Annotated in this window: 9 protein-coding genes; 4 read left to right on the top strand and 5 right to left on the bottom strand. The window is 69.8% G+C overall.

Features of this window, described 5'->3' with window-relative positions:
- Nucleotides 1-26: 26 nt before the first annotated feature.
- The 3 genes from K4L06_RS00085 to K4L06_RS00075 form a co-directional block, all read right to left on the bottom strand.
- Nucleotides 27-7055 (bottom strand): carboxypeptidase regulatory-like domain-containing protein, encoded by a 7029-nt coding sequence (locus K4L06_RS00085; RefSeq protein WP_221669447.1) that lies wholly within the window; start codon nt 7053-7055, stop codon nt 27-29.
- A 127-nt stretch (nt 7056-7182) separates the two neighbouring features.
- A complete protein-coding gene (locus K4L06_RS00080) occupies nt 7183-8085 on the bottom strand; it encodes a hypothetical protein (RefSeq protein ID WP_221669446.1) in 903 nt (300 codons plus the stop codon).
- Nucleotides 8036-14845: an RHS repeat-associated core domain-containing protein gene (locus K4L06_RS00075; protein ID WP_221669445.1), complete on the bottom strand. Its 6810-nt coding sequence runs from the start codon at nt 14843-14845 to the stop codon at nt 8036-8038. Before K4L06_RS00075 ends, K4L06_RS00080 begins: the two co-directional genes overlap by 50 nt.
- Nucleotides 14846-15525: 680 nt before the next feature.
- Between K4L06_RS00075 and K4L06_RS00070 the strand changes: the two genes are divergently transcribed.
- Genes K4L06_RS00070 through K4L06_RS00060 form a run of 3 tightly spaced genes read left to right on the top strand, consistent with a single transcriptional unit; the run spans nt 15526 to nt 19792 of the window.
- Entirely contained in the window at nt 15526-16803 is a 1278-nt protein-coding gene (locus K4L06_RS00070) for a cupin domain-containing protein (protein ID WP_221669444.1), read from the top strand.
- A 53-nt stretch (nt 16804-16856) separates the two neighbouring features.
- Complete coding sequence (locus tag K4L06_RS00065; protein WP_221669443.1) at nt 16857-17654, top strand: hypothetical protein; 798 nt, start codon at nt 16857-16859, stop codon at nt 17652-17654.
- Complete coding sequence (locus K4L06_RS00060; protein WP_221669442.1) at nt 17651-19792, top strand: hypothetical protein; 2142 nt, start codon at nt 17651-17653, stop codon at nt 19790-19792. Before K4L06_RS00065 ends, K4L06_RS00060 begins: the two co-directional genes overlap by 4 nt.
- A gap of 13 nt (nt 19793-19805) precedes the next feature.
- Here K4L06_RS00060 and K4L06_RS00055 read toward each other — a convergent pair whose 3' ends face one another.
- Together K4L06_RS00055 and K4L06_RS00050 are read right to left on the bottom strand one after the other, a co-directional pair.
- Nucleotides 19806-20993 (bottom strand): glycosyltransferase family 4 protein, encoded by a 1188-nt coding sequence (locus tag K4L06_RS00055; protein WP_343225806.1) that lies wholly within the window; start codon nt 20991-20993, stop codon nt 19806-19808.
- Between the two features lie 44 nt (nt 20994-21037).
- A complete protein-coding gene (locus K4L06_RS00050) occupies nt 21038-24331 on the bottom strand; it encodes a non-ribosomal peptide synthetase (RefSeq protein ID WP_221669440.1) in 3294 nt (1097 codons plus the stop codon).
- A gap of 640 nt (nt 24332-24971) precedes the next feature.
- Here K4L06_RS00050 and K4L06_RS00045 point away from each other — a divergent pair.
- Nucleotides 24972-25838, top strand: coding sequence for a hypothetical protein (locus K4L06_RS00045; protein ID WP_221669439.1), 867 nt, complete (start codon nt 24972-24974; stop codon nt 25836-25838).
- The last annotated feature ends 70 nt before the right edge of the window (nt 25839-25908 follow it).

Raw genomic sequence — 25908 nt, 5'->3', positions numbered from 1 at the left:
CCCGGCGGCGCCGGGCCCGCGAGCGTTCACGGCAGCGCCGCGACCCGCGCGGCCTTGACCAGCGTCGCCAGTTGCACGCGGCAGTCGGCGGTGGAGACCGAGCGGATCTTCGCCAACTCGCCGATCGCCTTGAGCAGGGCGTCCACCGCGCTGTCGCGCCGTCCGGCCTGCAAGTCGCTCCCTGCCTGGCTCAGGTACGACTTCACCCGGTTGCGCGCATTGCGGTCCGGCGGGCTGGTCAGCGGCAGGGCATCCAGATCGCGCTGCAGCAGCGCGACCAGGTCGGCCGGGCGCGCGACCACGATGCCGAGCCGGTTGCTGGCCAGCGCCTGCTGGCCGCCGGCGGTGCGCAGCAGCGAATCGAGCGTATAGCTGCCCGAGGCCGCAGGCAGGCGCAGGCTGACGCGGAACTCGCGGGTCTGCGCCAGCGCCAGCGGGAAGCGCCACAGCGCCAGCGCGGACGACAGGGTCTGCGGTTGCGGCGTTCCATCTTCGACCCGCAACGGCGCCAGCGCCTGGTTGAGCAATTCCAGCTCGACCGGCTTGGCCAGGTTGCGCACCTGGGTGCGCACCGACAGATAGCCGCCGGCCAGGCCGTAAGCCGGCGTCTGCGGCATCACATGGGCCAGCGTGCGCCGCAGCAGTTCGCGCGCCTGGGCGGCGGAATCGGCGTCGATCAGGGCCTGCACGAAGTCGAAGCCGGCCAGGGCGGAGCGGCCGGTGCCGTAGGCGTTGACGAAGAACGCCGGGGTGCCGGTGGCGCTGTCGTAGCGCCCCTTCACCTGCGCGCCGATGGCGACGTAGCGCAAGGCGTCGCCGCCGGCGTCGAAGCGGCCGACGTCGAATTCGCCGCTCATCACCGCCGCATGCCGGTTGCCCGACAGCTGGCCCTGGAACTTCACTCCCAGGGCGTCGTTGACGATCTGGTTGCGCGAGTCGTGGCTGCCTTCGACGAACAGGCCGTCGCCCTGCTGCACCGCTTCGCGCAGTTCCTGGGCGAAGCGGTTGGCCAGCTTCTCGGCGCCGCCGCTGATCCAGTAGGTGTCGTAGCGGCCGGTGGCGTATTCGCGGGCGAAGGCCGTGCCCTCGGTGACCACCTTGTGCTCGATGCCCATCTGGGTGAGCAGGGCGTCGATGAAGGCGGCGCGGTCGCGCGCGCACTGGTCGTGGCCGCCGCCATGGCCGCCGCCGCTGGCGACGATCGCGGTCGACTCCGGCGCCGGCGACTGCAGGGCCGGTTGCGCCTCGCCTGCGTGGTCCAGAGCGTGATCGTGATAGGCGTCGTAGCCGTGGCAGCCGCCGCTGTCCTTGCAGCTGACCAGCACCAGCACCCGGCCGGTGGCGACGATCGCCTGGCTCATCTCAGCCTTGACCGGCAGCTCGATCACCCGCACCGGCGCGTGCGCCAGAGTGACCAAGCGGTCGCCGACGCGCGCCTGCAACACCGCCTGGTACTGGCCCGGCGCGACGCCGGCCGTATTCCAGGGCTGCGCATAGGACAACTGGGCGCCGACCGCCAGCTCGCGGTGCTCGGTCCAGCTCGCCAACACGTTCTCGCTTTGCGGGTCGATCACGCTGACGATCACCGGCAGACCGGAGAAGTCGGCATTGCCCTGATTGCGCAGGCCCACGGTGAGGCTGCTGGTCGAGCCGGCTTCGACTTCCTCCGGTATCGCCGCGATCGTGCCCGACAAGCCGGCGCCGCCGACCGAGCTGGAGCGCACCTGGAAGCCGGCGGTACGGGTGTCGAGCACCGTGCCGTCGGCGGCCGAGACCACCTGGGTCACGGTGTAGGCGCCGGCCGGGGCCGCTACCAGGTTGAACTGGAAGTGGGCCGGCAGGGTGGTGCTGGGATTGAGCGTCTCGATCGCCAGCGAGCCGGTCCACAACGTGGTTCCGGCCGGCGTGGTCACGGTCTCGCTGACGGTCAGCTGCTCATAGCGGCTGTTGAGAGTCAGGTTGCGGACCTTGCCGAGCACCTGCACGACCTCGAACGGATCGTAGACCGGCTTGTCGGTGGCCACGGCCGAGCTCAGCTGCGGCCCGGTCGAGGTGGTCTGGATCGAGAACGGCTGCACCGCCTCGCCCAGCGTCTGTCCGTCCGGGCTCAGCAGCAGCACCCGCGCGCGGTAGTCGCCGGCGCGCGAAACTCCGGTGTTCCAAGGCTGGGGCAGGGTGCGCTGGTCGCCGATCGCCAGATCGGTGAAGCCCACCACCGGCAGTTCCGCGACCGGCGCGCCTTCGGCGGTTTCGATGAAGTAGCGCAGGCTGCCGCTGGTGTGGCTGGAGCCGCCGTTGCGCACCGTGGGCTGCACCAGCACGTCCTCGTTGGCGCGGAACAGCGCCGCGTTGAGGGCCAGGCTGAGCTGGTACTTGCTGGCGGCGTGCACGCTCGGGATCGCGATCGGCGCTTCCACGGTCTCGCCGTTGAAGCTGTTGACGAAGCGCAGGAACGCACGCTGGGCGATGCGCCGCCATTCGTCGATGCGCATCGCCACCAGTTCCAGGCTGAACACGAAGCGCGCGCCGGACGAGTCGATCCGGCCCAGAGTGAAGCCGTAAGCCGAGGAACCGTCGGGATGGACGGTGCTGCTGTCCGGGGTCACCGACGAGCCGAGCAGGCGCACGTCGGGTCCGAATTCCAGGCCCAGGCCGACGTCGATGCCGCCCAGCCGCGCGACCGCCTTGGGCAGGTAGGCCATGACGTAGCTGGTCGCGCCCAGGTGGGTGGAGAAGTACTGGCCGTACCAGGAGCCGTCGGGGTTCTGCTTGGTCAGCAGGTACTGGACGGTCTTGCGCAGCACCGGATCGGTCGGCAGCGGGTTGTTGTAATCCAGCGCGGTGCCGACGATCGCGGTGACCAGCGGATCGCTGGGTTGGCCGGCGCCGGCGTAGCGGCTCCAGCCGCCGTCGGCGCGCTGTGCGCTGCGCAACTCCTGCACCAGCTCGGCCACGCGCGCGTCGACTTTCCCGGCCAGCGCCGCGTCGGCGATGTAGGGGCGCGCCTCGGCCAGGATCATCAACCGGAACGCCTGCGAGGACACGCCGTTGTTGGCGTAGGTCTCGAAGTACTTGGCCGATTGTTCGACCGCCTCGCGCATCTGCGCCAGCCGCGGCGCGATCTGAGTAAACACCGGCTCGTGCTCGTAGATCGTCCAGTTGCCGGTGCTGCTCAGGCCGTAGACCTTGCCCGCGGCGACCGCCATGCGGTATCGGCCGCCGGCGACGGCATGGCTTTCCATCAGGCCGTCGGCGCTGATTTCGGTGATCGCGTAAGCGCCGCCGGCGTAGGCGCGGCCGTCGCCGGCGTAGGCCAGGTCGCGCAGTGCCGCCATGCTGCCTTCGTAAGCGCGGCTCTGAGTGCCGTCGCGCGCGACCCGCACTGCGCCGAACGCGCTGTCGCTGGTCACCATCAAGGCGCCGTCGGCCGCGGCGGTCACGTTCGAGGGCGAAACGATCAGCCCGCCGATCGAGATGCGCTGCTGGGTGCCTGCGGCGAGATCGGCCAGGTACAGCGATCGTTCGCCGTAGTTCAGCGCGGCGATCTTTCCGTCCGGGGTGAAGTCGATCGCATCGGCAGGCACCGGCAGGGTCGCCACCGTCGCGCTGGAGGCGGCGTCGGGGCTGATCCTCTCGATCACCGGCGCCTTGCCGGCTTGCGGGCGCGAGGACACGTAGACCGCGCCGTCGCCGCCGACCGCGATGCCGGTATACACGGCGCCCACGGCGGTGCGGAAGAACGGAACGACCGTATTGGCGGCCGGATCGTAGACCAGCACCGCACCGCTGCGCTGCAGGGCGAACACGCGGCCGTCCGGCGCGCCGGCCAGATCGACGAACTCCGACGGGCCGTTGTGCTGCACCGGGCGGTACTCGCGCATCTGGGCGATGCCGAAGCGCTCGGCGTCGCTCAACACGCTGACCATGCCTTCGACCACGGTCGCGCTCGCGGCCGGGCCCTCCACCAGCCAGCCGGTGTCGTGGTCGCGATTCCAGTACGCGCCATTGGCCACGCGGACGGTGCGGTCGAGCAGATAGTCGGCGACGCGGTAGCGCGCGTTGAACGTGGCGCGGCGGTCCGGCCATGCGGCCATGCTCCACAGGCCGAGCATCGAGGAGGTATTGCGGAAACCCGGGTGGGCGTTGTGGATCGAGCGATCGCTCTGCACGGTCGCGCTCTGCGAGTTCTGCAGATACAAAGCCGCGGCCTTGTCGACGTCGGCCTTGTCGATCGAGCTGCCCAGGCCGTACAGGCTCTGGGTCTGGATATGGCAGCCCAGGCACTGGTTGCTGCGTTGCCAGTTCAAAGCGTTGACCGAGGTGTAGCCGCCGCCGCGCTGGACCGCCGCGCGCACCAGGGCGAACAGCGGGTCGCTGCCCTGGCCGGTGCGGTTGTCGACGCCCTTGACCGTCAGCACCGCTTCCACGCGCTGATTGCCGTCGCCGGTTTGGGTCGGGGTGACCTGGAACTCGGCGGTGGCGGCGTCGCCGACGAAGAACTCGCCGAGTGCCGCGCCGCCGACCCGGGGATCGGTGGAGACCACGCGCAAGTCGTACTCGGCGCCCGTGGCCGGCGGCTGCCAACGGCCGAAGCCGAGTTCGGCGATGGCGTTGGGCAGCAACTCCGGCAGGGCCACGGTGGCGCTGTGGGCGAGCGTGCCGTCGCTGCGCCGGGTCACGGTCAGGCGCGCTTCGCCGGCTTCGATCAAGGCGTTGCCCTTGTTCTGCAGGGTCGCGCTGAAGTCCACGCCGGACGGCGAATTGGGGATCATCACCGGCGGCGACGGCGTTACCGAACCCTGCAGGCCGAGCAGGGCGGCGATCTCGATCTCGCGGCTGTCCATGCCGTAGATCAGCCCCAGCGGGGTGGTTTCGATGACGCTGCCCGGCGCGACCACGTGCAGGGCCAGGGTGTAGCGTCCGGCCGGCAGGTTGGTGGCGGTCCAGTCGAGCACGAAGGACTTGGTCTGGCGCGGGTCGAAGGCGTACTCGCATTGCGGCGGCAGGCCGGGGCTTTCGGCGCCGCACAACTGCGCGACCTTGGCGCCGGCGCTGTCGAGCAAGCGCACCAGCACCAGGGCCGGCTTGGCTTCGTCGTTGAGGTTGGCGATGTCGGCGCTGATCCGCATCGTTTCGCCCGGCTTCAATGCGGCCGGCGCGGCGCGCAGGTTCAGCACCTGGAAGCTGCCTTCGCGCAGGTCGTCGAGCTGGGCGTCGATGCGGTAGACGCCCGGATTCTCCAGGCGCGTGGTGGCCGTGCGCGATTGGTACCCGACCGCGTCGAAACGCAGTTCGACCTGGGCGCTGCCGGTGTCCTCGATCCGGTACTGGCCGGCGGCGTCGGTCTGGCCCGCGGCGGCGCCGTTGAGGGTCAGCGAGACGCCGGCCAGCGGCGCGCCGGTGGCGCTGGAGGTCACCGTGCCGATCAGGCTGCGGCGGGTTTGCGCCGCGGCCAGCGGAATGCGTCCGAGGTCGTTGCTGCCGTTGACCAGCACGCCGCTGAAACTGACGCTGTCGTAGCCGCCGGCCTGGGCGCTGCCGGTGAATGCGCCGGCGGCGAGCGGTTCGATCGAGAAGCGGCCGTCGGCGCCGGTCAGCGCGCTCTGGCCGGCCAGCTCGACCCGCGCCCCGGCGATCGGCGTGCCGTCGTCGGCCTTGACCACGATGCCGCGGGCCAGGGCGGTGGTCGGCGGCGTATCGCCGTCGGGCGTCAGCGCGGGCGAGAACGATACCGCGGTGCGCGCGGGCAACTGCGCGCTCTGGCTCAGCGACTGATAGCCGCTGCGGCCGACCTGGATGGTGTATTGGCCGGCGGGCAGGCCGATCAGTTCGTAGCGGCCCTGGGCGTCGGTCTGGGTCTGGGTGTCGAGCGGGCCGCTGAGCTGCACGCTGGCGCCGGCCAGCGGCTGCGCGCTGCGCGAATCGCTGACGGTGCCGCGCAAGGCGGCGGTCTGGTCGGCCAGGCGCAGCAGGATGCGGCCGAGCTGCGAGGTGCTGCCGCCTTCCACCACCACCTGGCCGACGTGATCGGCGTAGCCGACGTGGGCGACGGTAACGGTGTAGGTGCCCGCGGCGACGTTCTCGAGCACGAAACCGCCGTCGGCGCCGCTGACGCCGGCGTTCGCGGCGCCGGCCAGGGCGATCTGCGCCTGCGCCACCGGCAGGCCGGAGTCGGCGTCGAACACAGCGCCGGCGATCTGCCCGGCCTGCATCGACGGCGCGTCGCTGGCGACCAGCAGGGCGCGCAGCGCCAACGCGGTGACATAGGGGTCGCCGGCCCAACTGCCGTCGCCGCCCTGCGCGGCGCGCAGCGCGGCCACCGCCGCCGCGGTGTCGATCAGCGGCCCGGACTGGGCCAGCGCGATCGTCGCCACCGCGTTGGACACGCTGTCGCCGTAGGCGCCGTCGCTCTGCTGCGCGACCAGGGCCGCGCGGGTGCGCGCGATCGCCGGGTTCAGGCTGTAGTCGTTGCGATAGCGCACGAAGGCCTGCAGGGCGTAGGCGGTGGTATAGGTCGCGTGGGCGAGGTGGTAGCTGCCGTCGGCGTTGGCGTTGGCCACCAGATAACCGAGCGCCGCCTCGACCCGCGCGCTGCGGGTCATGCCGCCCGAGCGCATCGCCAACAGCGCCAGCGAGGTGTCCAGGGCGTTGCTGGGCTGCGCGCTGGCACCGCCGAAGCCGCCGTCGCGGTTGGCCCGGCCGACCAGGCTGTTGAGCGTCTCGGCGGCGTCCTGCACCCGGCCGACCGCGCCCAGCCCCATCACCCGCCGCGCCAGCAGTTCGGTCGACAGATCGCTCAGTTCGCTCGGCGAAAGATCCGGCAGGGCGCTGGTGCGTCCGGCCTGGGCCAGGGTGTGCGCGGCTTCGGTGCGGACCTGCTCGACCACGGCCACCGAATCGCGCTCGGAAGACAGGCTGCCGTTGGACTGCACCTGACCCTGCAGCCAATCCAGGCCACGGTCTAGCTGCGCATCCTCGGCCAGGCCATCGCGCATGCCGCTGAGCAGCGCCAGCAGCGCCAGGCCGATCGCGATGTAAGCCTTGATTCCTTTCATGTCCTTCCCCTGACCGTCGGCATGCGGATGCATGCGAAGTTCCGTTCCCGGTGTGCCGCGACCGCTCCTGCGATTCCCGCCTGGCGGGTACTGCTTTCCTTCTTCGTCCGTCCCGATCCGGAGGCGGTCAAGCGCCGCCGAATTCCGAAGGCGCCGTTCTGCGCTCGTCCTGGGCGTCGAATACCACTTCGAAATCGTCGCTGATGACGTAATCGGCCTTCGGCAGCTGTTGGCGCATGAAGGCATCCAGAATGTCGCCGGCCTGTTTGACGTTCTTGACCCGGAACGAAGCGTCGAAGACCGCCGGACCGAAAGAGCGGCCGTCCTGCTTTCCTTGAGCGGCCTCGCGGATGCAGGTTTCGATCCGGTCGAGCACCGTGTTGGCCGCGCGCTCGTCGTACCCGGCCTGGGTGCCCAGCATGATCCACAGCTCGCCGCGCTTGGCCGGCAGCGCGCCCAGATGACGGATCCGTCCGTCGGCCTCCGCAGTCAAGGCGAGGGACGCAGGCGCCGCGTCGTCGTCCTCGAACTCGTCGGCGAAACTCTCGCCGAATTCAGCGAGCCGCTCCCCGGACCAGGCGCCGATCGCCGATTGCAGGGCCGAACGCAGCTCCTGCTGCGACTGGCGCTCCAATCCCGCGTCCATGACCGCCGCGACTTTCATCAAGATCCACAGCGCGCCGTCGGGATCGCCCATTGCCGCCAAGCCGCCGGCGTCCAGCGAAAGGCCGAGCGACCACTGGCCGTTCTTCTTGTCGAAACGCGAATCCTTGTCCAGTGCAGCGTCGCGATCGATCAGCCAGCAGTTGACGCATATCTGCCGAAGCTGGGGCCAGTGCGCCGCGGCCACCGCGCTCAATTCGTCGGCCAGGGCATCGGCTGCGCCGTCGACGATGTTTTCCAGTCGGGGCGAATGGGTCGGCCGTCCATCGAACAAGGTCCGGTCGGTATGCAGCGGAATGAAGATTCGTAGGGTCATGTCAGTGGTTGCCTTTGTTGCCAGGCAGTTTACAGCCGCACTTTCGCGCATTCTTGATGCGGCGTTCCTCTTCGTCCCTGACCGCACCCTTGGTCTTGGCGCGATAGACGATCTCGCAGCGGTACTTCCGGCCTTTCTCTGCGGTCAACTTGTTGGCCTGACGCTGGCATCGCTTGGACATGCCTTGATCGTTATAGCCGGCGCAGCTCTCGCCGATCTTGTAGATGTAGCCGCCCGGCCCCAGCACCATGTAGACATGGCAGTCGCCCTTGAAGTCGCGGCAATTGCCGTGCGGGGGCGGGGTCTTGGCCTTTCCTCCACGCTTGAGGCCGTCGGGGTCGATGTCGTTGAGCGGGTCGGAACCGACGTAACCGTAGGTGTTCACTCCGTCGTCCAGGCCCAGCGGGTCGCTCTCCAGGTAGCGGCCGATCTGCGGGTCGTAGCTGCGGAAGTAGTTGTAATGCTTGCCTGTGGCCGCATCGAACTGCTGGCCCGGCAATCGCAGCCTATAGGCGAAAGCGCCCTTGCCGGAGGGATCCTGGTCGGCCTCGGCATCGCCGAAGGGCGCGCTGTCCCAGCGCCATAGCGGCGCGCCGGCGGCGTTGACCACCAGGCGCGGCGTGTTCTGTTGGTCCGGCCGCACGAAGTAGACGGCGATATCGCCCCCTGCGGGCAGGCCGCCGAACTGCGCCGCAGTGGCGGCCGGCTTGAGCACCGCGATGGGCGTGTCGCCCAGCCATACATGCTCGGCAAGCAGGTTGCCGTTGCCGTCGTACTCGCCGATCAGGCGTCCGTCCAGATCGTAGACGAACTGTTGGTAGCCGCTGCCCGCCGAGCCGGCGGTGGGACAAGCGCCGGCCGCAGGCGCGGAGCACACGCGTTCGCCCTTGGCGTTATAGGCATATCGAGCCAGCACCGCCGTGCCCTGCCGCGCCTCGACCGGCCGGCCGCGGGCCGAGTAGACGAAGGTCTGGCCATCGGCGAGCGTGGTATTGCCCGCTGCATCGTGGACACGGCTCTGTCCGGCCAGTCCGGTCAGGCGGTTGCTCGCCGGATCGATCGTATAAGCGACGGTCGCGGGATTGTTGCCGCTGCGCTGCTGCGACGTCCGGTTGCCGTTGGCGTCGAACGTCCAGGCCAATCCCAGGTTCGCCAGCGGACCGCTGCCGTCGAGGTTGGTCGCATCCTGCAGTCGGTCCAGCTCGTCGTAGCCGAAGCGCCACGCCGGCCGTCCAGGCGAAATGTCCGTCTGTTCGGCGATGCGCCCGGCGTCGTCGTAGCGCAGCCGGGTCTCGCCGGCTCCGATGGTGTACCTGTCGATGCGGCCATCGGCGTCGAAACTCCGCTCATAGCGGCCGGCCGCGTCGCTCCAGGCCTTGGGTTCGCCGTAGGGGAAATGCTCGATCTGTCCCGCCACGGTCTGGCCGTTGACGCTGATCTCGGCGACGCGTCCGTCGGCGCCGTAGACGTAGCGCAAGCGTGCGCCGGAGGGCAGCTTGGTTTCGCTGACCCGGCCGAGCTGATAGCTGTATTCGAGGACTTTGCGCGCCGCGGAGTTGCTGTCGGCGCCGAGCTGTTGGCTCTTCTGCAGCAAGCGCCCCATCGCATCGTAGACATAGCGCACCCGGCCGCTGCCGTCGCCCAGGCTGGTCAGGCGGCCTTTGCCGCCGGCGCCTCCGCCGGCTTCGTCGTAGCCGTACGACACCGTCTCGTCCGGATAAGTCATCGACAGCAGACGATTGGCCGCGTCGTAGCGATAGGTCGTCTCGGCGTTTCGCGCGTCCAGCTTGCGCGCCAGGTTGCCAGCGCTGTCGTACCCGAAGCTCGTGGTTCCGGTGTCAGGGCTGACCTGCTTGGACAACTCGTTGAAGCCGTTGTAATCGTAGACCGTAGCCAGTCCGCGCGGATCGACGACTTTGCGCAGATTGTCCTGGGTATCGTAGTCGTAGTCGGACTTCCCGCCCTTCGGGTCGATCGTCGCTCTCAGCCGGTCCAGGGCGTCGTAGCGCTGTTCCTGTGGGTTCTGACGCAACGGTTCCAAGGTCGTGCGCAGATTGCCATTGCCGTCGTAGCCGAAGGTGGTGGCTTGGTTGGGATTGGTGCCGTAGGCCTTGGACAGGCGGCCCAGCGCATCGAAAACCTGGTTCGAAGCGCGCACCAGGCGATCGCTCGGATCGTAGACGCTCTCTTGCTCCAGGTCTCCGGCCGGATTGAGGGTGTAAACGATCTTGTTGCCCAGGGAGTCGAGTACCCCGGCTTGGCGTTGGGCGGCGTCGTAGGCGTATTCGATCCAGCTTCCGTCCGGGAGCGTCAGGCGTTCCAGAGCGCCGAACTTGGTGTAGGCATAGACGGTCACCTCGGGCGCCGCGCCGCCGGGAGCGGTCAATTTGGATTCGATCAGGCGATCGCGTCCGTCGTATCGGTAATCGGACACGAGGCCATTGGCGTCGATCATCCTCAACACGCGGCCGTGTTCGTCGTACAGCGGATAGCGGGTGACCCAACCGTTGGCGTCGCGCACCAGGCTGCGGTTTCCCGTCGCCGTGTCGTATTCGTACACCGTGACATCGGCCACGTCGCTGCGCGGACCGTCCTCGCTTTCGATCTGGCCGGCGGCGTTGTAGACGTAGTTCCAGACCCGGCTCTGGCCGTCGACGGTGACCGTGCGCTTGCGCGGATTGCCGCGGCTGTCGTACTCCAGCAGGGTCTGCTTGGCGGTGCCGGTGGCGCCGGTTTCGCTGATCAGCTCGGGCAGGCGCCAGGTCGCGTGCCAGCGCACGTTGACGGTCTGCGCTTCCGGCTTGCCGAGCGCGCGCGTCCATTGCTCCGGCAGGCCGCGGGCGTTGATCCGGACCTGGGTCTGGTTGCCGTTCTGGTCGGTCAGCAGCGAGGGGTAGCCGGCGCCGTCGTAGCCGATCTTGGCCGCGCTGCCGGTGCCGCAACTGGCGCAGGGTTCGGTCACCTCGGTCATGCGCAAGGTGTCGAAGACGCGGGTGAAGGTGTAGGTGCGGCGGGTGTTGCGCGCGTCGACCACGGTGGTCTGCTTGTCGCCGTAGGACAAGGTGACGCGGTCGGCGCCGCCGGCGTGGCTGGCTTCGACCACGCGGTTCTCGTCGTCGTATTTCCAACTGGCGTAGCGCACGCCGCGGCCGTCGGTGATGCCGGTCAGCAGGGTCGGCCAGCCCGGGGTTTCGTAGTGGTACTGGCGGCGGGTCCGGTCGGGGTAGTCGACCGTGACCAGAGTGCCGGCGTCGTAGCCGTAGACCGTGCGGCGCTGGGCCGGGTCGATCAGGGCGACGACCTGACGGGTGGTGGGGTCGTATTCGAACTGCAGGCTGCGGCCGTAGGGGTCGCTGACCCGCTCGAGCAGGCCTTCGCCGTTGTAAGTCAGGACCTGGCGCAAGCCGCTGCGGTCGGTCAGCTCGATCAGGCGGCCTTCGGCGGTGTAGGTCTCGACCGTGTCGTCGCCGGTGTGCAGGCGCCACTGGGTGGTCCGGCCCAGGCCGTCGGTGATGCGCTCCATCCGTTCGGGCATGTCGGCGTTGGCGACATAGCTGCCGGCGCGCAGCACGTACTGCTGCCAGCCGCCGTCGCTGCGCTGGGCCAGCACCGCCTCGGGCGCTTCCATCGCGGTCGCGCCGTCGGGCAGGCGCAGGCTCTGGTGGTAGTTGCTGCTCCACTTGTGGCCGATCGGCGAGCCGTTGGGCAGATAGCTGGAATAGGTGCGGACGAACGACAGCGGGAACGGGCCTTCGCCCTGGTAATCGACTTCGACCTCGGTCTTGACGCCGGTGGCGACGCTGACCGGATTGCCGACCAGCGGGCCGCCCGGGCCGGCATCGCCCAGGTCCGGTCCGCCGAAGCCGGAATTGCCCAACTGCCCCATCGGATTGTTGAAGCAGTTCGGCAGGTAATTGCAGGCGTATTCGTTGACCGCGCGGATGCCGGCTTCGGCCATCTCCTCCGGGGCCAGCGAAATCGTGCCGTTCATCACCTCGCGCACCCAGGTCAGCACCTCGTAGGTGACCTGGATGATGGTGACCGCCAGCAACACCGCCGACACCACCGGCAGGATGATCGCCAGCGGCGGCGCCACCGCGGCCATCACCGCGGCCAGGCCGATGCGCACCGCGAAACGCGCCGCCAGTTGCGCCAGCCGGGCGGCCATCAGCCGGGCGAACTTGCTTTCGCAGATCGCCTTCAACAACACCGCCTTGGCGATGCAGCCGACGTTGAGCGCGCCGTTGAGGCCGCCGTCGACGCGGTAGATGCCGTCGCCGCGATCGGAGTCGATCATCACGTAGCCGGCGGCCTGGATCCGCCCTTGGGCGAATTCCTTCTGCGGCACCACGACCTGCAGGCCGGCCAGGGCGGCGTTGCGGATCTCGTCCTTGACGTCGGCGGTGGTCTGCAGCTTGGGCAGGATCTGCTCGACGTTGTCGGCGGTGACGGTGTAGATCGGCACGCCGACGCGATTGGCCCAGGCGATGATGCTGGAGGCCGACAACGAATTGCCGGCGCGGTTGTTGAGCAGCAGGTCCCAGGTGGTGCTTTCCGACAGCGAACCGTTGCTGCCGACCTGGTAGGCCATCTTCACCGCCTTGGCCGGGTCGCGGTGGTACAGGGCGACGCGATCGCCCTTGATGTCGGTGGCGAAGCCCGCGTACGAGCCGCTGCGCGGGATGCCGAAGAAGTAGCGCACCTGCAGCGGCGCGGCGAACACGCCGACCGAGGGCATGCGCAGGAAGCGGCCGCCCCAGCCGCGCGCGTACAGCGAGGCGCGGCTGTCGTTGAGGTACCAGTACTGCACGCCGGCCAGGTGCAGCGCCTCGGCGATCGGCCGCCGCGACGAGTCGGGCAGGCCGTTGAAATGGGCGCCGAGCAGTTCCTCGCTGACGCTGCCCAGGTCGGAAGTGAAACTGATGTGCGAGCCGGCCGCGAACTGGTACGGCTCGAAGGTTCCGGACATGTGCCGTTGCAGGTCGACCACCCCGGCCACCCAGAACTGCTGGGTGCCCATCGCGACCACGTTGCCTTCGGCCAGCACTTCCTCGCCGAGCTTCAGCCGCGGAATCACCCGGAACGAACCCAGCGGCAGCGAGGCGGCATTGCTGGTTTCGTAGGACTTCAGCGCGAACGCGTCCTCGGCGGTGGCCGGCGCGTAGTCGACGAACACCGAGCGCCCGCCCAGGCGCACGGTCGCCACCCGCAGGCTCAATTCCGGATTCTCGTAGGCGATGTCGCGCTGGTTGGCGAACAGCTGGATGTCGAGGTAGTACTTCAGGCTGTCCGGCATCGCGGCGAAGCGCGAGGTCGCGGCGCTGACCGCGAACGGCAGGGTGCCGGAGAGCACCGGTAACTGGCTGGCGAGGATCGCGTACCCGCCCATCCACACCTGCGGATCGCGGATCTCGCCCTGGCCGGGGGCCTGCATGACCTGGCCGATCGCGCTGTCGACCTGGCCCTGGTAGGCATAGGTGTTGAGCTTGGTGATCGAACCGTCGCTGCCGATCTGCGCGTCGCGCAACATGGCCTCGGCCGCGTTGGTCGGGTTCCAGCCGCCGATGCCGAGCACGTCGATGGTCGGCGTGCGGGTGTATTGCTTGAAGCTCGCGTCCATCGGAACCCACGCGTCGGGTTCGCGATTGATCGCGCCGCGCGAGGGCGTGAAGTCGACATGCGCCTCGACCCACAGGTGCTGGATCCGAACCGCCACGGCGCGGCCGTTGCTGGTCAGCAGGGTCGAGGGAATGCCGCCGAACTGCAGCATCCCGATCGCGCCGTCGGCGTCGTCGGCCTTGAGCCAGTTCACCGCCTGCTCGATCGGCACGTTGACCGTGCCGTAGACGAAACGCGCCGGAATGTCGGAAGCGCGCAGCAAGGCGACCAGCAGCGAACTGGTATCGCCGGCGTTGCCGCGGCGGTTGACCAGGGTCAGGTCGGCGCCCTGGATGGCGCCGTGGGTGGGCACGTAATCGATGTTGTTGCGCACCCAGTTGAAGATCGCGACCGGGTTGCGGCCCAGTTGATCGGCCAGGCTGCGGATGCGCGGGGTGATCTGGGTCTCTTCGTTCTCGCTGAGCTCCGGCGCGGCCGCGACGGCGAGGTTGGTGCCGGCCAAGGCCGCGGCCGTCTTGGCGGACGCGGAACCCGATCGGGCCGGAGCGGCCAGGAAGGCCTGCAGTTGCGCGGCGGTAGCGGCCGGCTGCCGGGTCTCGCGTTCGATGCGCTGCGCCCGCAAGGTCGCCGGATCGAACCGCAGGCGCTGGGTGACGTCGGTCTTGGCCAGCAATGCGGCCAGGGCGTCCAGTGCGGCGTCGGCTTCGCCTTCGCTATGGGCCGCCACGGCCTGCTCGACCCGGGCGAGGGCGGCGCGCAACGGCGCGGCGTCCTGGCGGATGCGCGACTGGTCGGATTCGAAGCGTTGGCGCAACTGCGCCGGAACGCGCAAGCGTTGCAGGCCGGCGCGCTCTTCCTGCGCGCTTTGCCCCAGCACGGTATCCAGGCTGCGCAGGCCGTTGAGGTGCGGGCGCAGCCGCTGCGCCAAGGCCAGGGAACTGCCGGCGGATGCGGCGCCGCCGGCTTCGCTGCGACCGCGCAATTCGCGGGTCAGGCGTTCCAGGTGCTGGGCGGCGCCGTCGAGCCGACGCTCGCCCATGGTCGCGGGCGGGTCGCCGGTTTGCGGCGCCGCCGTAGCGATATCGTGAACGGAGGCCCCGGCATAAGCCGTCGGATACGGGGTCGCCAGACCGGCCAGAAAGGAAAACGCGGCCACCAGGCCGGCCAAGCCGGTACGTCGGAACAACTCCATGTTCTACCCCTGACGCGCTTACGCCATCGCTTCGACCGGGCAATGGCAGTCCGTTCCATCGCTTGCGGGCGCGTGGGGGACGTAGCGCCGGACGCCAGGGTAACGGCAGGAATGTGGCGGGTTCTACCTCGCGGCGTGGCCGGATCTTGCGTGTTTGATTCGCGTTTGGACCGCGCCGCTGGCGGATGCGACGGCGTGCCGTTCGTCTCGTTTTTTTGCGAGACGAACCCTGAGTTCGGAGCGTGCGACCCGGATGCGCCGCAACCGTGGAAGCGGCCCGATCGGATCGATCAGTCGGATCGGGTTGAGGTCGGGACGCGGCCGACGACAGGCGTCCTTCGGGGATCGGGATCGTCCGCTTGCCATCGTGATAGCGGCGCGCAACCCCGCCGCCGGGACGAGGCAGACGCGCGTTGCGCGCTGGCCGATGCGTGGCCGAGGCGTCGCCGACCGACGAGCCGGCGGCCGGGCGCGCAGTGGAGCAGGACGGACGCGCGGAAAATCTCGCGTAGCCGGTCTGGTTGTGGTCGCGTCGCCACGTTGTCCGCAGGCGGACGCCGCGAGGGATCGTTGCAGCCGCCGAGGCCGCGTCCGCAACGCAGCGGAGGCGGCGGGCGCAGTGGTGACTTGGAGAAGATCCCGCTAGATTAAGCGTTCTCTATCAAACGGACGTTGATACGATGCCTCTCGACGACGAACGATCGCTGGCCGAGCAGATCGCGGCCGCGTGGGGCGGGCCGCCGCGGTTGCTCAAGAACGCATTGGCCGCGCCCCTGTTCACTCCCGCCGAGTTCATCCAGGCCTTGTCGACCACCGCCCAGGCCATGGCCGAGGGGCGCAAGGAGCCTTTCGGCCGCGCCAATCTCGCCGGGCGTTCGCCGGCCATCCACGAACTGATGGCGTTCTTCCCCGCGCCGGACGTGCGCAGCTTCGAGCAGTACCAGGCGCAGGTCGGGCGCGCTTTTCCCGGCGCGGAGTTCTCGGTCATCCTGGACAAGGTCGACGTCGCCCTGCCGTCGATCAGGCGCAAGCTCACCCCGGCCCTGCATGGCCTGTTCGACCGGGTGGGCTATCCGGCCCGCGGGATCCACTCGTGCATCTACGCCGGCACTTACAGCAGCACGCCGTTCGGCATCCACATGGACGATTGCCATGTGCTGATGGCTACCGGCATCGGCAGCAAGCAGATGGCGTTCTGGCCGCGCGCGCATTTCGAGCATCGCGCCGAGCTGGTCCGTGCCGGCTCGCCGGCGCACGCGGGCGAGCCATTGGCGGCGCTGCTGGCCGAGGCGACGATCCTGGAGGTCGGACCGCACGACCTGCTGTACTGGCCGGCCGGCGAATGGCACGTGGCGGTCAACGACAGCGGGCAGTTTTGCGCGTCGCTGAGCATCGGCATCTACCACAAGGGCGATACGGTCGAGATTCTCAGGAAGGCGGTGGCCTTGCCGCCCGCGCCTGCGGCCAATTCGGATCACCGCGCGCTGGACGCGCTGGACCTGGATGGCTTGTCCGCCGCGTCGGCGGCCGGCGCCGGCACCGCCTCGCCAGAGCGTTTGCGACACATGTGGGACGAACTGCGCGAAGCGATGGAGGCGCCGCATGCCGCCGAGCTGGCGTTCGCCGCGCACGCACTGGGCATCAGGACTTCGGCGGGTTTCGGTCCGCTGCCGGACCCGGCCGGCGAGCCGGTCTGCGACGATGAAGACGGCCTCGTCGGCGCACCGCACCGGGCGCTGGACTGGACCGCGATCGGCGACAAGCTGCTGGCCTGCGCGCACGGCCGGGTGTTCGCGTTCCAGGCGCATGCGCAGCAGGCGTCGGCGTTGCTGGCGCGCGTGCAAGGCGGCGAGACGGTGCGGGTGGCGGAGTTCGCCGCCCTGGTGCCGGCGCAGGCGCAGCCCGCGCTGCGCGCCTTCCTCGCCCATTTGCGCAGCGACGCCGCCGTCGCGGCGTGACGCGCGCGGCGCAGGTAGGGTTCGATGCAGGGCGTCCAGCCAAAGGGAAGGGAATGCTCAACAGAATGCTGTATGCGTTGTTGCCGGGATGGCGCGCCGACACGGCCGCCTACGTCGAACGGCGGCGGATCGAATTGGCGCGACAGCTCGACCGCGAACTCGCCGCCACGGTCCGTTACGGGCCGTTCCGCGGCCTGCGGCTGGGGCCGGATACGGCCTGGAGCGTCGCCGACCGGGCGCCGATGCTGCTCGGCCTGTACGAGCAGGAAGTGCTGGAGTCGCTGGCCCGGGCCGGCGCGCGCCGGGCCTTCGTCAACCTCGGTGCGGGCGACGGCTATTACGGGGTCGGCGCGCTGGTCGCAGGGCTGTGCCAACGCTCGTATTGCTACGAAATGGGCGAGAAGGGGCGCCGGATCATCGGCGACACCGCGCGCCTGAACGGGGTGCGCGATCGGGTCGAGATCCGCGCCAAGGCCGAACCCGGTTTCTACCTCGAGCTTCCCGCGGAGGTGGTCGACGACTGCGTGCTGTTCGTCGACATCGAGGGCGCGGAATTCGAACTGCTCGACCAGGCGGCGTTCCAGGCTTTCGCCAAGGCGGTGATTTTCGTCGAGCTGCACGACTGGTTCTTCCAGGACGGCGCGCAGCGCATGCAGACTCTGCGGCGCAACGCGGCCGCGACCCACGCCGTCAGCGAGATGACCACGGCTGCGCGGGACCTGTCGCGGTTGGTCGAATTGCGCGAGTTCAGCGATAGCGATCGCTGGCTGCTGTGCTCGGAAGGCCGCGGTCGGCAGATGGATTGGATCCGGTTCGACCCGAAGCCTGCCGCAGCTGCGGCCGAGCGATGAGCGAGCCGTCCTTGCGAACCGCCGATGCGGCGCCGGCCGGCTTGCGCTCGCGCATCGCCGCGCTGGCCAGCGCCGGCGACTGCAGCTTGCCGGACCTGCTGGAAGCGCTGCGGCAGACCCTGGACGAGGCGTCCGAGCCCTCCGCGCGCCGGCTGCGGCTGTTCCTGCGCCATCTGCTGTTCCTGCTGGACAGCGGCGATGAGCTATACGCCGATTGCGTGCTGCGGACGGACCCGCGCGGCCGGCCGGTCCTGATCGCCCATCGCGTCGCGCGCGAGGCCGAGGAGGGGCTGATGAAGACCCTGGTGCGGTTGGCGCCCTGGCCGCTGGCGCAGGAATCGCCGGCGTTGGCGCAGGGGGCGTTCGCAGTGCATTCGCAGGAGGCCTGCATCGTCGTCCACCGCGGACCGGTCAGGATCGAGCGGGCGCTGCAGGAACTGGGCGCGCCGCTCGCCCCACATGCGCTGGAGCCGGGCGAACTCGACGCGTTCTACGCCTGGCGCCGGGCGCAGCAGCAGGCCGCGCGGCCGCAGCGCGACGGCGTCCGGCCGTCGTGGTTCGCCGCTGCGTGCGAGGACCGCGAACGCGTCGCCCAGGCCTGCGCCCAGGCTTTCGAATTCGAGCCGGAGGACGGCGAACGGATCCGTCGCGGCCGGCCGCTGCCGGATCTGGGCCGGGCGAGCCACCCGCTGCTGGGCGCGGCCCTGCACGTGCTGCCGCGCCTGCAGCGCCCGGCGGACTCGCGCTCGGTACTCGACGCGTTGACCGGGCAGTTGCAGCAGGTCGCGGCCGCCGGCTACGACGCGCTGCTGTTGGGCGTGGTCGATCGCCAGAGCGCCGATCTGTACTACGTCGAAGGCGACGACGGAGCACTGCAGCCCTATCTCAACAATCACGGTTACTGGAGCAGCGGCGAATGCGGGGTCGACCCGGCCCTGGGCGCGGTCGACGACTACATCGCCCTCAGTCGCGCCGCCGCCGCGGGCGGCATCGCCCTGATCCAGGACTCGGTGCTCGGTACGCTGGGCTACCCGCCGCAATTGCCGCGCCTGGCGGCCGCGGGCTCGCGATGCACGCCGCTGGCCCTGGCCCTGGCCGACGCGCCGGCGCCGCTGGACGGACCGGGCGTGTTTTTGAGCGGACTGGAGAGCTGCGACGCGATCCCGTCGCCCGATGGCCTGGCGCTGGCGCAGTACGTCGAGGCGGCGACGCGCACGCATTTGGGCGAGTACTACCAATTGCCGCGACCCAATCTGTTCGATCCGGAAGTGCGCGCGCAGGTCCTGGCGCGCGCGCGTTGGCAGATCCGCGCAGCCGGGGTGTCCGCGTTCCGGATCGACATGGCCAAGCATCTGGGCCTGGGGCCGCTGCGCGCATCCCTGGACGCGCTGCGCGAGGCGGCGCGCGACGCCGGCGCCGGGCCGTTCTTTGCGGTGCTGGAGTATTGGAGCCTGCACTACCGCGAGCTGCGCTTCGCCCTGTCCGCGGTCGGGCCTTCGGTTCAAGGGCTGTATTTGTACGACTTCCCGCTGGCGCAGGCGCTGCAACAGGCGCTGCTCGCCGACGGCGACTGGTCGCAGTCGCTGCCGGCGATCGCCGAGCAGCGCGACCGATGGCAGGTGCCGGCCTGCTGCCTGGTGCCGATCGTGATCGACCACGATCCCAGTTTCCGGCCGATCTACAACGGCAGCGCGCACACGCGCGACATCGTGGTGGCCGGGCTGGCGCTGGCCCTGGCGATGAGCGCCAACGGTCCCAGCGTCTACTGCGGCTACGACGACCGACGCGCGGCGCCGGCCGATCTGGATCGTTATTTCGACTACTCCGAGCAGCATGCGCGCAAGGCGATGGCCGGCCCCCTGTGCCGCGATCCCGACGGGCCCGGGCCGGTGTTCGCCGAGTTGCTGGCGGTGGTGAAGCGCCATCGGCTGTTGGCGGACTGGGATGGCGCGACGCTGGAGTTCGCGGGCGATCGGGATCGTCTGCGCATCCTGCGCCGACTGGACGACGGCACGCAGCCGCGCACGGCCTGCTTTTGCGTGGCTCGCGACGGCAGTGCGGCGCAGGCGGGCGGCGACGGCGAAACCCTGCTGTTCGCCTCGGGCCAGGGGCCCTCGGTGGCGGTGTTCTTGCGCTAAGGCTGCGCCGGCCTCAGCAAACCTCGGCGGCTGCGCGCTCGGTCTTCGTCGCGCCCAGCGCGCGCTCGTAGACGCGCCGCAACGCGGACGCGGAACGGATCCAGTCCAGTTCCGCCGCTTCGCCCGCGGCCGCCACGGCGCGCGCGCGCGCTTGCGCCGGATCGGCGAGCAGGCCGATGGCCGCGTCCGCCATCGCGTGGATATCGTCCGGGTCGACGCAGATCGCGCTCGGCACCCGTTCGACCAGGCCGCAGTGCCGCGACAGCACCACCGGCACGCCGGCCTCGATCGCCTCCAGGGCGACCAATCCGAACGGCTCCGACAGCGAGGGCATGATCAGCACCCGGCTGCGCGCGAGCAGGCGGGCCACGTCTTCGCGGCCGACGAAGCCCGGAAACGAGAACGCATCGGCCAGGCCCAGCGCGCGCACCAGCGAGCGCATCAGCGGCAGCAGGTTGCCGTCGCCGGCCATCACGAAGCGCGCGTCGGCGACGCGTTCGCGGATCCGCGCGGCGGCTTCGACGAAGGCTTCCGGCCCTTTCTGTTCGGTGATCCGGCCGATGAAGCTGATGCAGCCGTCCGCGGGCGCGGGCGCGGGTGCGGGCAGCGGCGCAGGCGGGAAATCGGCCGGACGCGGGCGGCCGGCGTTGTAAACCACCTCGATCCGATCGGCGGACTGGCCGTAGTGGCGCGCCAGGCCCTGAGCGGTGTAGCGGCTGACCGCGACGATGCGATCGGCTGCGTGCAGGCCGAGGCGTTCGAGTTCGGCGATGGCCGGATTGACGCACAAGTCGCCGGCGCGATCGTGCTCGGTCGAATGCACGTGCACGATCAGCGGTTTGCCGCTGGCCCGCTTGATCGCCAGAGCGGCCTCGAAGCTGAGCCAGTCGTGGGCATGGATCAGGTCGAAGTCGTTCAGGCCGGGCAGGGCGCGCAGGGCGGCGGCGGCGTAGCGGCTGGCTTTCTCGCGATAGGCGATATAGGCGCCCTGGGAGCGGGCGGGGGCGCTCGGCTCTTCGCATCCGTCCAGTTCGACGATCCGCACCGCCGCCGGATAATCCCTGCCCAGGCCCGGTGCCGCGGGCAGCAGGAAATCGACCCCGATGCCGCCGAGCGCGCCGATGCCGCGCAACAGGCCTTCGCAGGCCACGCCCAGGCCGCCGGTGATCGCCGGCGGCAGTTCCCAGCCCAGCATCAGCACGTTCAACGCACGCCGATCCGGCCGCGGCAAGGCATCCATCGCGGTCAGGCTCCGACCGGGCTCAGCGCGGCAGGCTCGGCCTGGAGCGCGCGCGCCGGCGCCGGCGGCGGAAACGCCAGCGCGATCTGCGCTATCGGGGTATTGCCGCTGTCGGCGAAGGCGCGCAGCACGTCGACGAATCCGCCGGCCACGGTGTGTTCGATGGTGCGCGGCGAGAACCGCGCCTTGCGGTACTCGCAGTCGATATAGAGTCCGTCCAGATGCTGGACCACGGTCAGGTTGAACTCCATCGAAGCGAACCCGCCGTCCTGGTGGCGGGGCGCGAACGGCGGCAGCGGCTTGTCGCTTTCGGCGCTGATGTAGTTCAGGCACAGGGTGCCGAGCGCTTCCAGCGAGACGTCCGCGGCGCTGAGCGCGGCCGGCAGCAGGCAGACCTTATGCTCGCTCGCCGCCGGCATCTGCGCCGCGATCTGGGCGATGGCCTCGTCGACGCCGGTGCCGGCGTCGTACTCGAGCGCGTACAGGGCGTCGTTGACGAAGCTGCCGCCCGAATCCTGCCAGGCGCCGAACGGCCGGGTTTCGGTGAGCACCGACACCAGGGTCGCGTCCAGCCCGGTCAGACGCTGGAGCAATACGTTGGCCGCGGCGATGGCCAGCGCGCTGAGCGGCAGCTTGGCCCGCATCGCCCGCGCCGCCAGGGCGTGGAAGATCTCCGGCCCGACATAGGTGCTGAAGCGGGCCATCGGTACCGGTTCGTGGAACAGGTTGCCGACGTAGCGATGGGCGTGGGCGGCCAGATGCGGGTCCATGCCCGCCGGCAGGCCCGACAGGGCGTGCGCGATGTACTGCCGGTGGGACGCGAACCAAGGCTGCGGATAGTCGGCGAATCGGTCGGTGTAGCGCTCGGCGCCGATGCGGCGGATCAGGTCGGTCCAATAGCCGATATGGCGGCGGCCGCTCTCGCCGGCCATCTCGGTGCGCTCCCATTGCGCGTACTGCCGGTAGCTGCCGGTCGGCGCGGGGATCTCGAGCCGCCGGCCTTGCGCGCGGGCGGCGTAGTCGTCGGCGACTTCGGCGACGAAACGGCCGAGGAAAGCCTGGTCCATGCACACGTGGTCGAAGGTGAAGATCACCGTGTCGCGCCCGGGCAGACGCGCCAGATCGACGGTGAACAACGGCAGCCGGGCGAAATCGAAGGTGCGCGCGCGCACCCGCGCGGCCAGCGCATCCAGCGCGGCCGGCGTATCGGCTTCGCCGCGCAGGTCCGCCGGCACGATCGGGTCCAACGCGCAGGCATCGTGGACGCGCTGGACCAGGCGGTCGTCGACCACGTGCAGGGTGGTGCGCAAGGCCTCATGGCGAGCGACGGCGGCCTCGAAAGCCTGGCGCAGCAACTCGGGATCGACCGCGTCGACGTCGACCCGTTGTTGCACGCACAGCGAGGGGCGACCCTGGGCGAGGGTGACCTGGTTGAAAACCCAGTCGCAGCATTGTTTTTGCGAAGCCGGCGAGTCGATCCATCCCGGCCCCGCCTCGGCGGCGTCGCTGGATTGCGCTTGCGGACGCGCGCTGCGGCGGACGCTGGCGGCGAAGTCGGCCAGGGTCGACTGCACGAACAGGCTGTGCATGTCCGCTTCCAGGCCGATCCGGCGCATGCGTTCGATCAGCTGCATCGCGTGCAGCGAATGCCCGCCGAGTTCGAAGAAGTTGTCGTCGCGGCCGACCCGGTCGACGCGCAGCAACTGCGTCCACAACAGCGCCACCGCGGATTCGATTTCGCCCTGCGCCGGCAGGAACGGTCGGCCGGCGATGTCGGCCGAAGCCGGCGGACGCAGCGCGCCGCGGTCGAGCTTGCCGTTGGCGCCGATCGGGAACGACGCCACCGCCGCATAGGCATAGGGCAGCATGTACTCCGGCAGGCGTTGGGCGAGGAAGGCGCGCAGCTCGCTCGGCGCCGGCGTCGCCTGGGCCGGAATCAGATAGGCCGCAAGGCGGACATCGCCGTCTTCCGAGCGCAGCGGCACGACCGCCGCATCGCGCACCTGCGGATGCTCGGCGAGGACCGCGGCGATTTCGCCCGGCTCGATCCGGTAGCCGCGGATCTTGACCTGATCGTCGTTGCGGCCGAGGTATTCCAGGGTGCCGTCGGCGTGACGGCGCACCAGGTCGCCGCTGCGGTACAGGCGGCCGTCGCCGAACGGATTGTCGATGAAGCGTTCGGCGTTCAGCTCGGGCCGGCGCAGATAGCCGCGCGCCACGCCGTGGCCGCCCAGCCACAGTTCGCCGACCACGCCCGGCGCGGCCAGGCGGCCGTCGGCTTCGACCACATAGGCCTGCACGCCCGGCAGCGGTTCGCCCAGGTGCGGGCCGCGCTCGGCGCCGACCCGCGCCAGCGTGCTGTTGACCGTGCACTCGCTCGGACCGTAGGCGTTGTAGCAGGCCACCGGCGCGGCGGCCGCGCGCTTCCAGGCCGCGGCCGGAAAGGCTTCGCCGCCGACCAGGATCGCGCGCAGCTGCGGCAGCGGCGTTTCGAACAGGCCGCCTTGAATCAGCAGGTCCAACTGCGCCGGAGTGCAGTCGAACACCGCCACAGCTTCGGCCTGGAGGAATTGCAGCATGCGCCCGGCGTCGGCGCGCACCGCCGCCGGCACCACGCACAGGGCGTGGCCCGAGGCCAGCTGCACCAGCGCCTGCAGCGAGGCGTCGAAGGACACGCTGGCATTGAGCGCCACCCGCAGTGCGCAGGGCAGCGCGTCGAACACGCGCTCGCGCATGCCTTGCCACAGGTGCAGCAGTTGCCGGTGCTCGACCATCACGCCCTTGGGGCGGCCGGTCGAGCCGGAGGTGTAGATCACATAGGCCAGGTGCTCGGGCCGCAGCGCGACTTCGGGCGCGTGCGTCTGCTCGCTGTCGGCGGTGGCTTCGACTTCGAGCACCCGGTAACCGTCGATGCCCAGCCTGGCGGCCGAGCCTCCGGCGCTGACCACCGCCACCGGCGTGGCGTCGTCGAGCATGTGCAGCACGCGTTCGCGCGGGTAGCCCGGGTCCAGCGGCACGTAGGCGCCGCCGGCCTTGAGGATGCCGAGCAGGCCGACGATCAGTTCCAGGCCGCGTTCGGCGCACAAGCCGACGCAGGCGTCCGGCGCGACGCCCAAGCCGATCAGCGCATGCGCGACCCGGTTCGACGCCGCTTCCAGTTGCGCATAGCTCAGCTGCGCCTCGCCGCTGCGCAGCGCGACCGCCTCCGGCGTGCGCGCCGCCTGCGCCTGCAATGCCTCGACGAACGAGGTCGGCGGCGACGCCCGGTCCGGGACGGAAGCGGAGGAAAGACGGGTCATGCCACGAATCCTTGCAGCGACGGGGTCCTGTTGCATTGCGGAAAAATTCCGGGCAATGCGGCGCATAACCTTACGACGAGTCCATGTCAGGTTGCTACTGCGAATTTGGAATCGCCGTCGTATGCGCGCGTTCGTCCGACAGGTTGTGCGCGATGACGGCTTCAATATACTGCGGTGGCATCAGCAAGAACGGACTTGGCCGGATCGTGCGCCGGATGAATGGGGCGATCGGCGCGCCGCTTGCGTGCATGGAGTACCTCGGGGCGTTGGGGACGCGTCGAGTGTCGTCGTTTCGGTAGGCAGGGAGTCGGCGTAGTGTCAGAAATGACAGTTCGGCAATGGATTGCAGTAGACGACGAACCGTCGATACTAGGTCTGGCGAGCCAGCGGCCGTCGCTCACGCAGACGGTCGATCGAAATCGCCGCGACCGCCGCCCGGCGGCCGGTTTCGACCCAGCCGCACGCGGCGAAGTTCGGCCCGCGCTGCGGCGGCGCCCGCAAAGCGCGTACCTGTCCCCGCATCCCAGCGGATGATCGGGCCGGTCGCTGCGCCGCTTGCATGCATCGAACCGCCGTGGCGCGTCGGGGGCGCGCCGGGCGGGGTTTTCCCAGCGAACATGGAGTCTGGTTGATGTCGGGAATGACAGTTCGACAATGGATTGCGGCGGGTCTGGAACTGTCGATTCTGCGTTTGGCGAGCGTGCTGCCGTTGCGGCTGCTGGCGCCGATCTCCAACGTTGCCGGCGCGGTCTACTGGTGGGGCTCGGCCGATTCGCGCCGGATCGTGCTCGACAACCTGGCGCTGTGTTTTCCCGAACTGAGCGAACGCGAACGGGCCGGCATCGGCCGCAGCAGCCTGGCCCAGGCGGTGCTGGGCTATCTGGAGAAGGGGCGTTGGTGGTTCGGCGACGCGTCCTCGCAGCCCTGCGTGGTCGAGGGGCTCGAGCATCTGCAGGAGCTGGCGTCGCGGGGCCGCGGCGTGCTGCTGTTGGGCTTCCACTTCAGCGACATGGAAAACGCGGTGTTGCTGTTGAACGAACGCATTCCGCTGTGCGCGATGTACCTGCGCCGTCCGAATCCGCTGGTCGACGCGGTGTCGCGCAAGTCGCGCGGCCGGCGGCAGATCACCATGATCGAGCGCAGCGACGTGCGCGGCGTGCTGTCCATGCTGCGCGAGGGCGCGGTGCTGTGGTTCGCGCCGGACCAGGAGTATCGCGACCGTAACCAGGTGCCGGCGCCTTTCTTCGGCATGCTGCTGCATACGCTGTCGTCCGCCACTCGCCTGGTCAAGCTGAGCGGGGCGGCGGTGGTCGCCTTCACCCACCACCGCGAGCGCGGCGGCAGCCGCATCGCGCTGTCGCCGCCGCTGGAAGGCTTCGGCGAAGACGCGGCCGCCGACGCGGCGCGGGTCAATCGCATCCTAGAGGACGCGATCCGGCGCAGCCCTTCGGCTTATTTCTGGATCAACCGGCGCCTTCGCAGCCACGCCGTCGTGCCGCAAGCCTAGTACAGGATATCGCTGCCGTGCGGATGCGGCAGCGCGAGGAATACCGGTTTTCTTTGCCCGTGGTCCAGAA

Source organism: Lysobacter sp. BMK333-48F3 (genome assembly GCF_019733395.1).
GTDB lineage: Bacteria > Pseudomonadota > Gammaproteobacteria > Xanthomonadales > Xanthomonadaceae > Lysobacter.
This window is presented reverse-complemented; position numbering and strand designations above follow the sequence as displayed.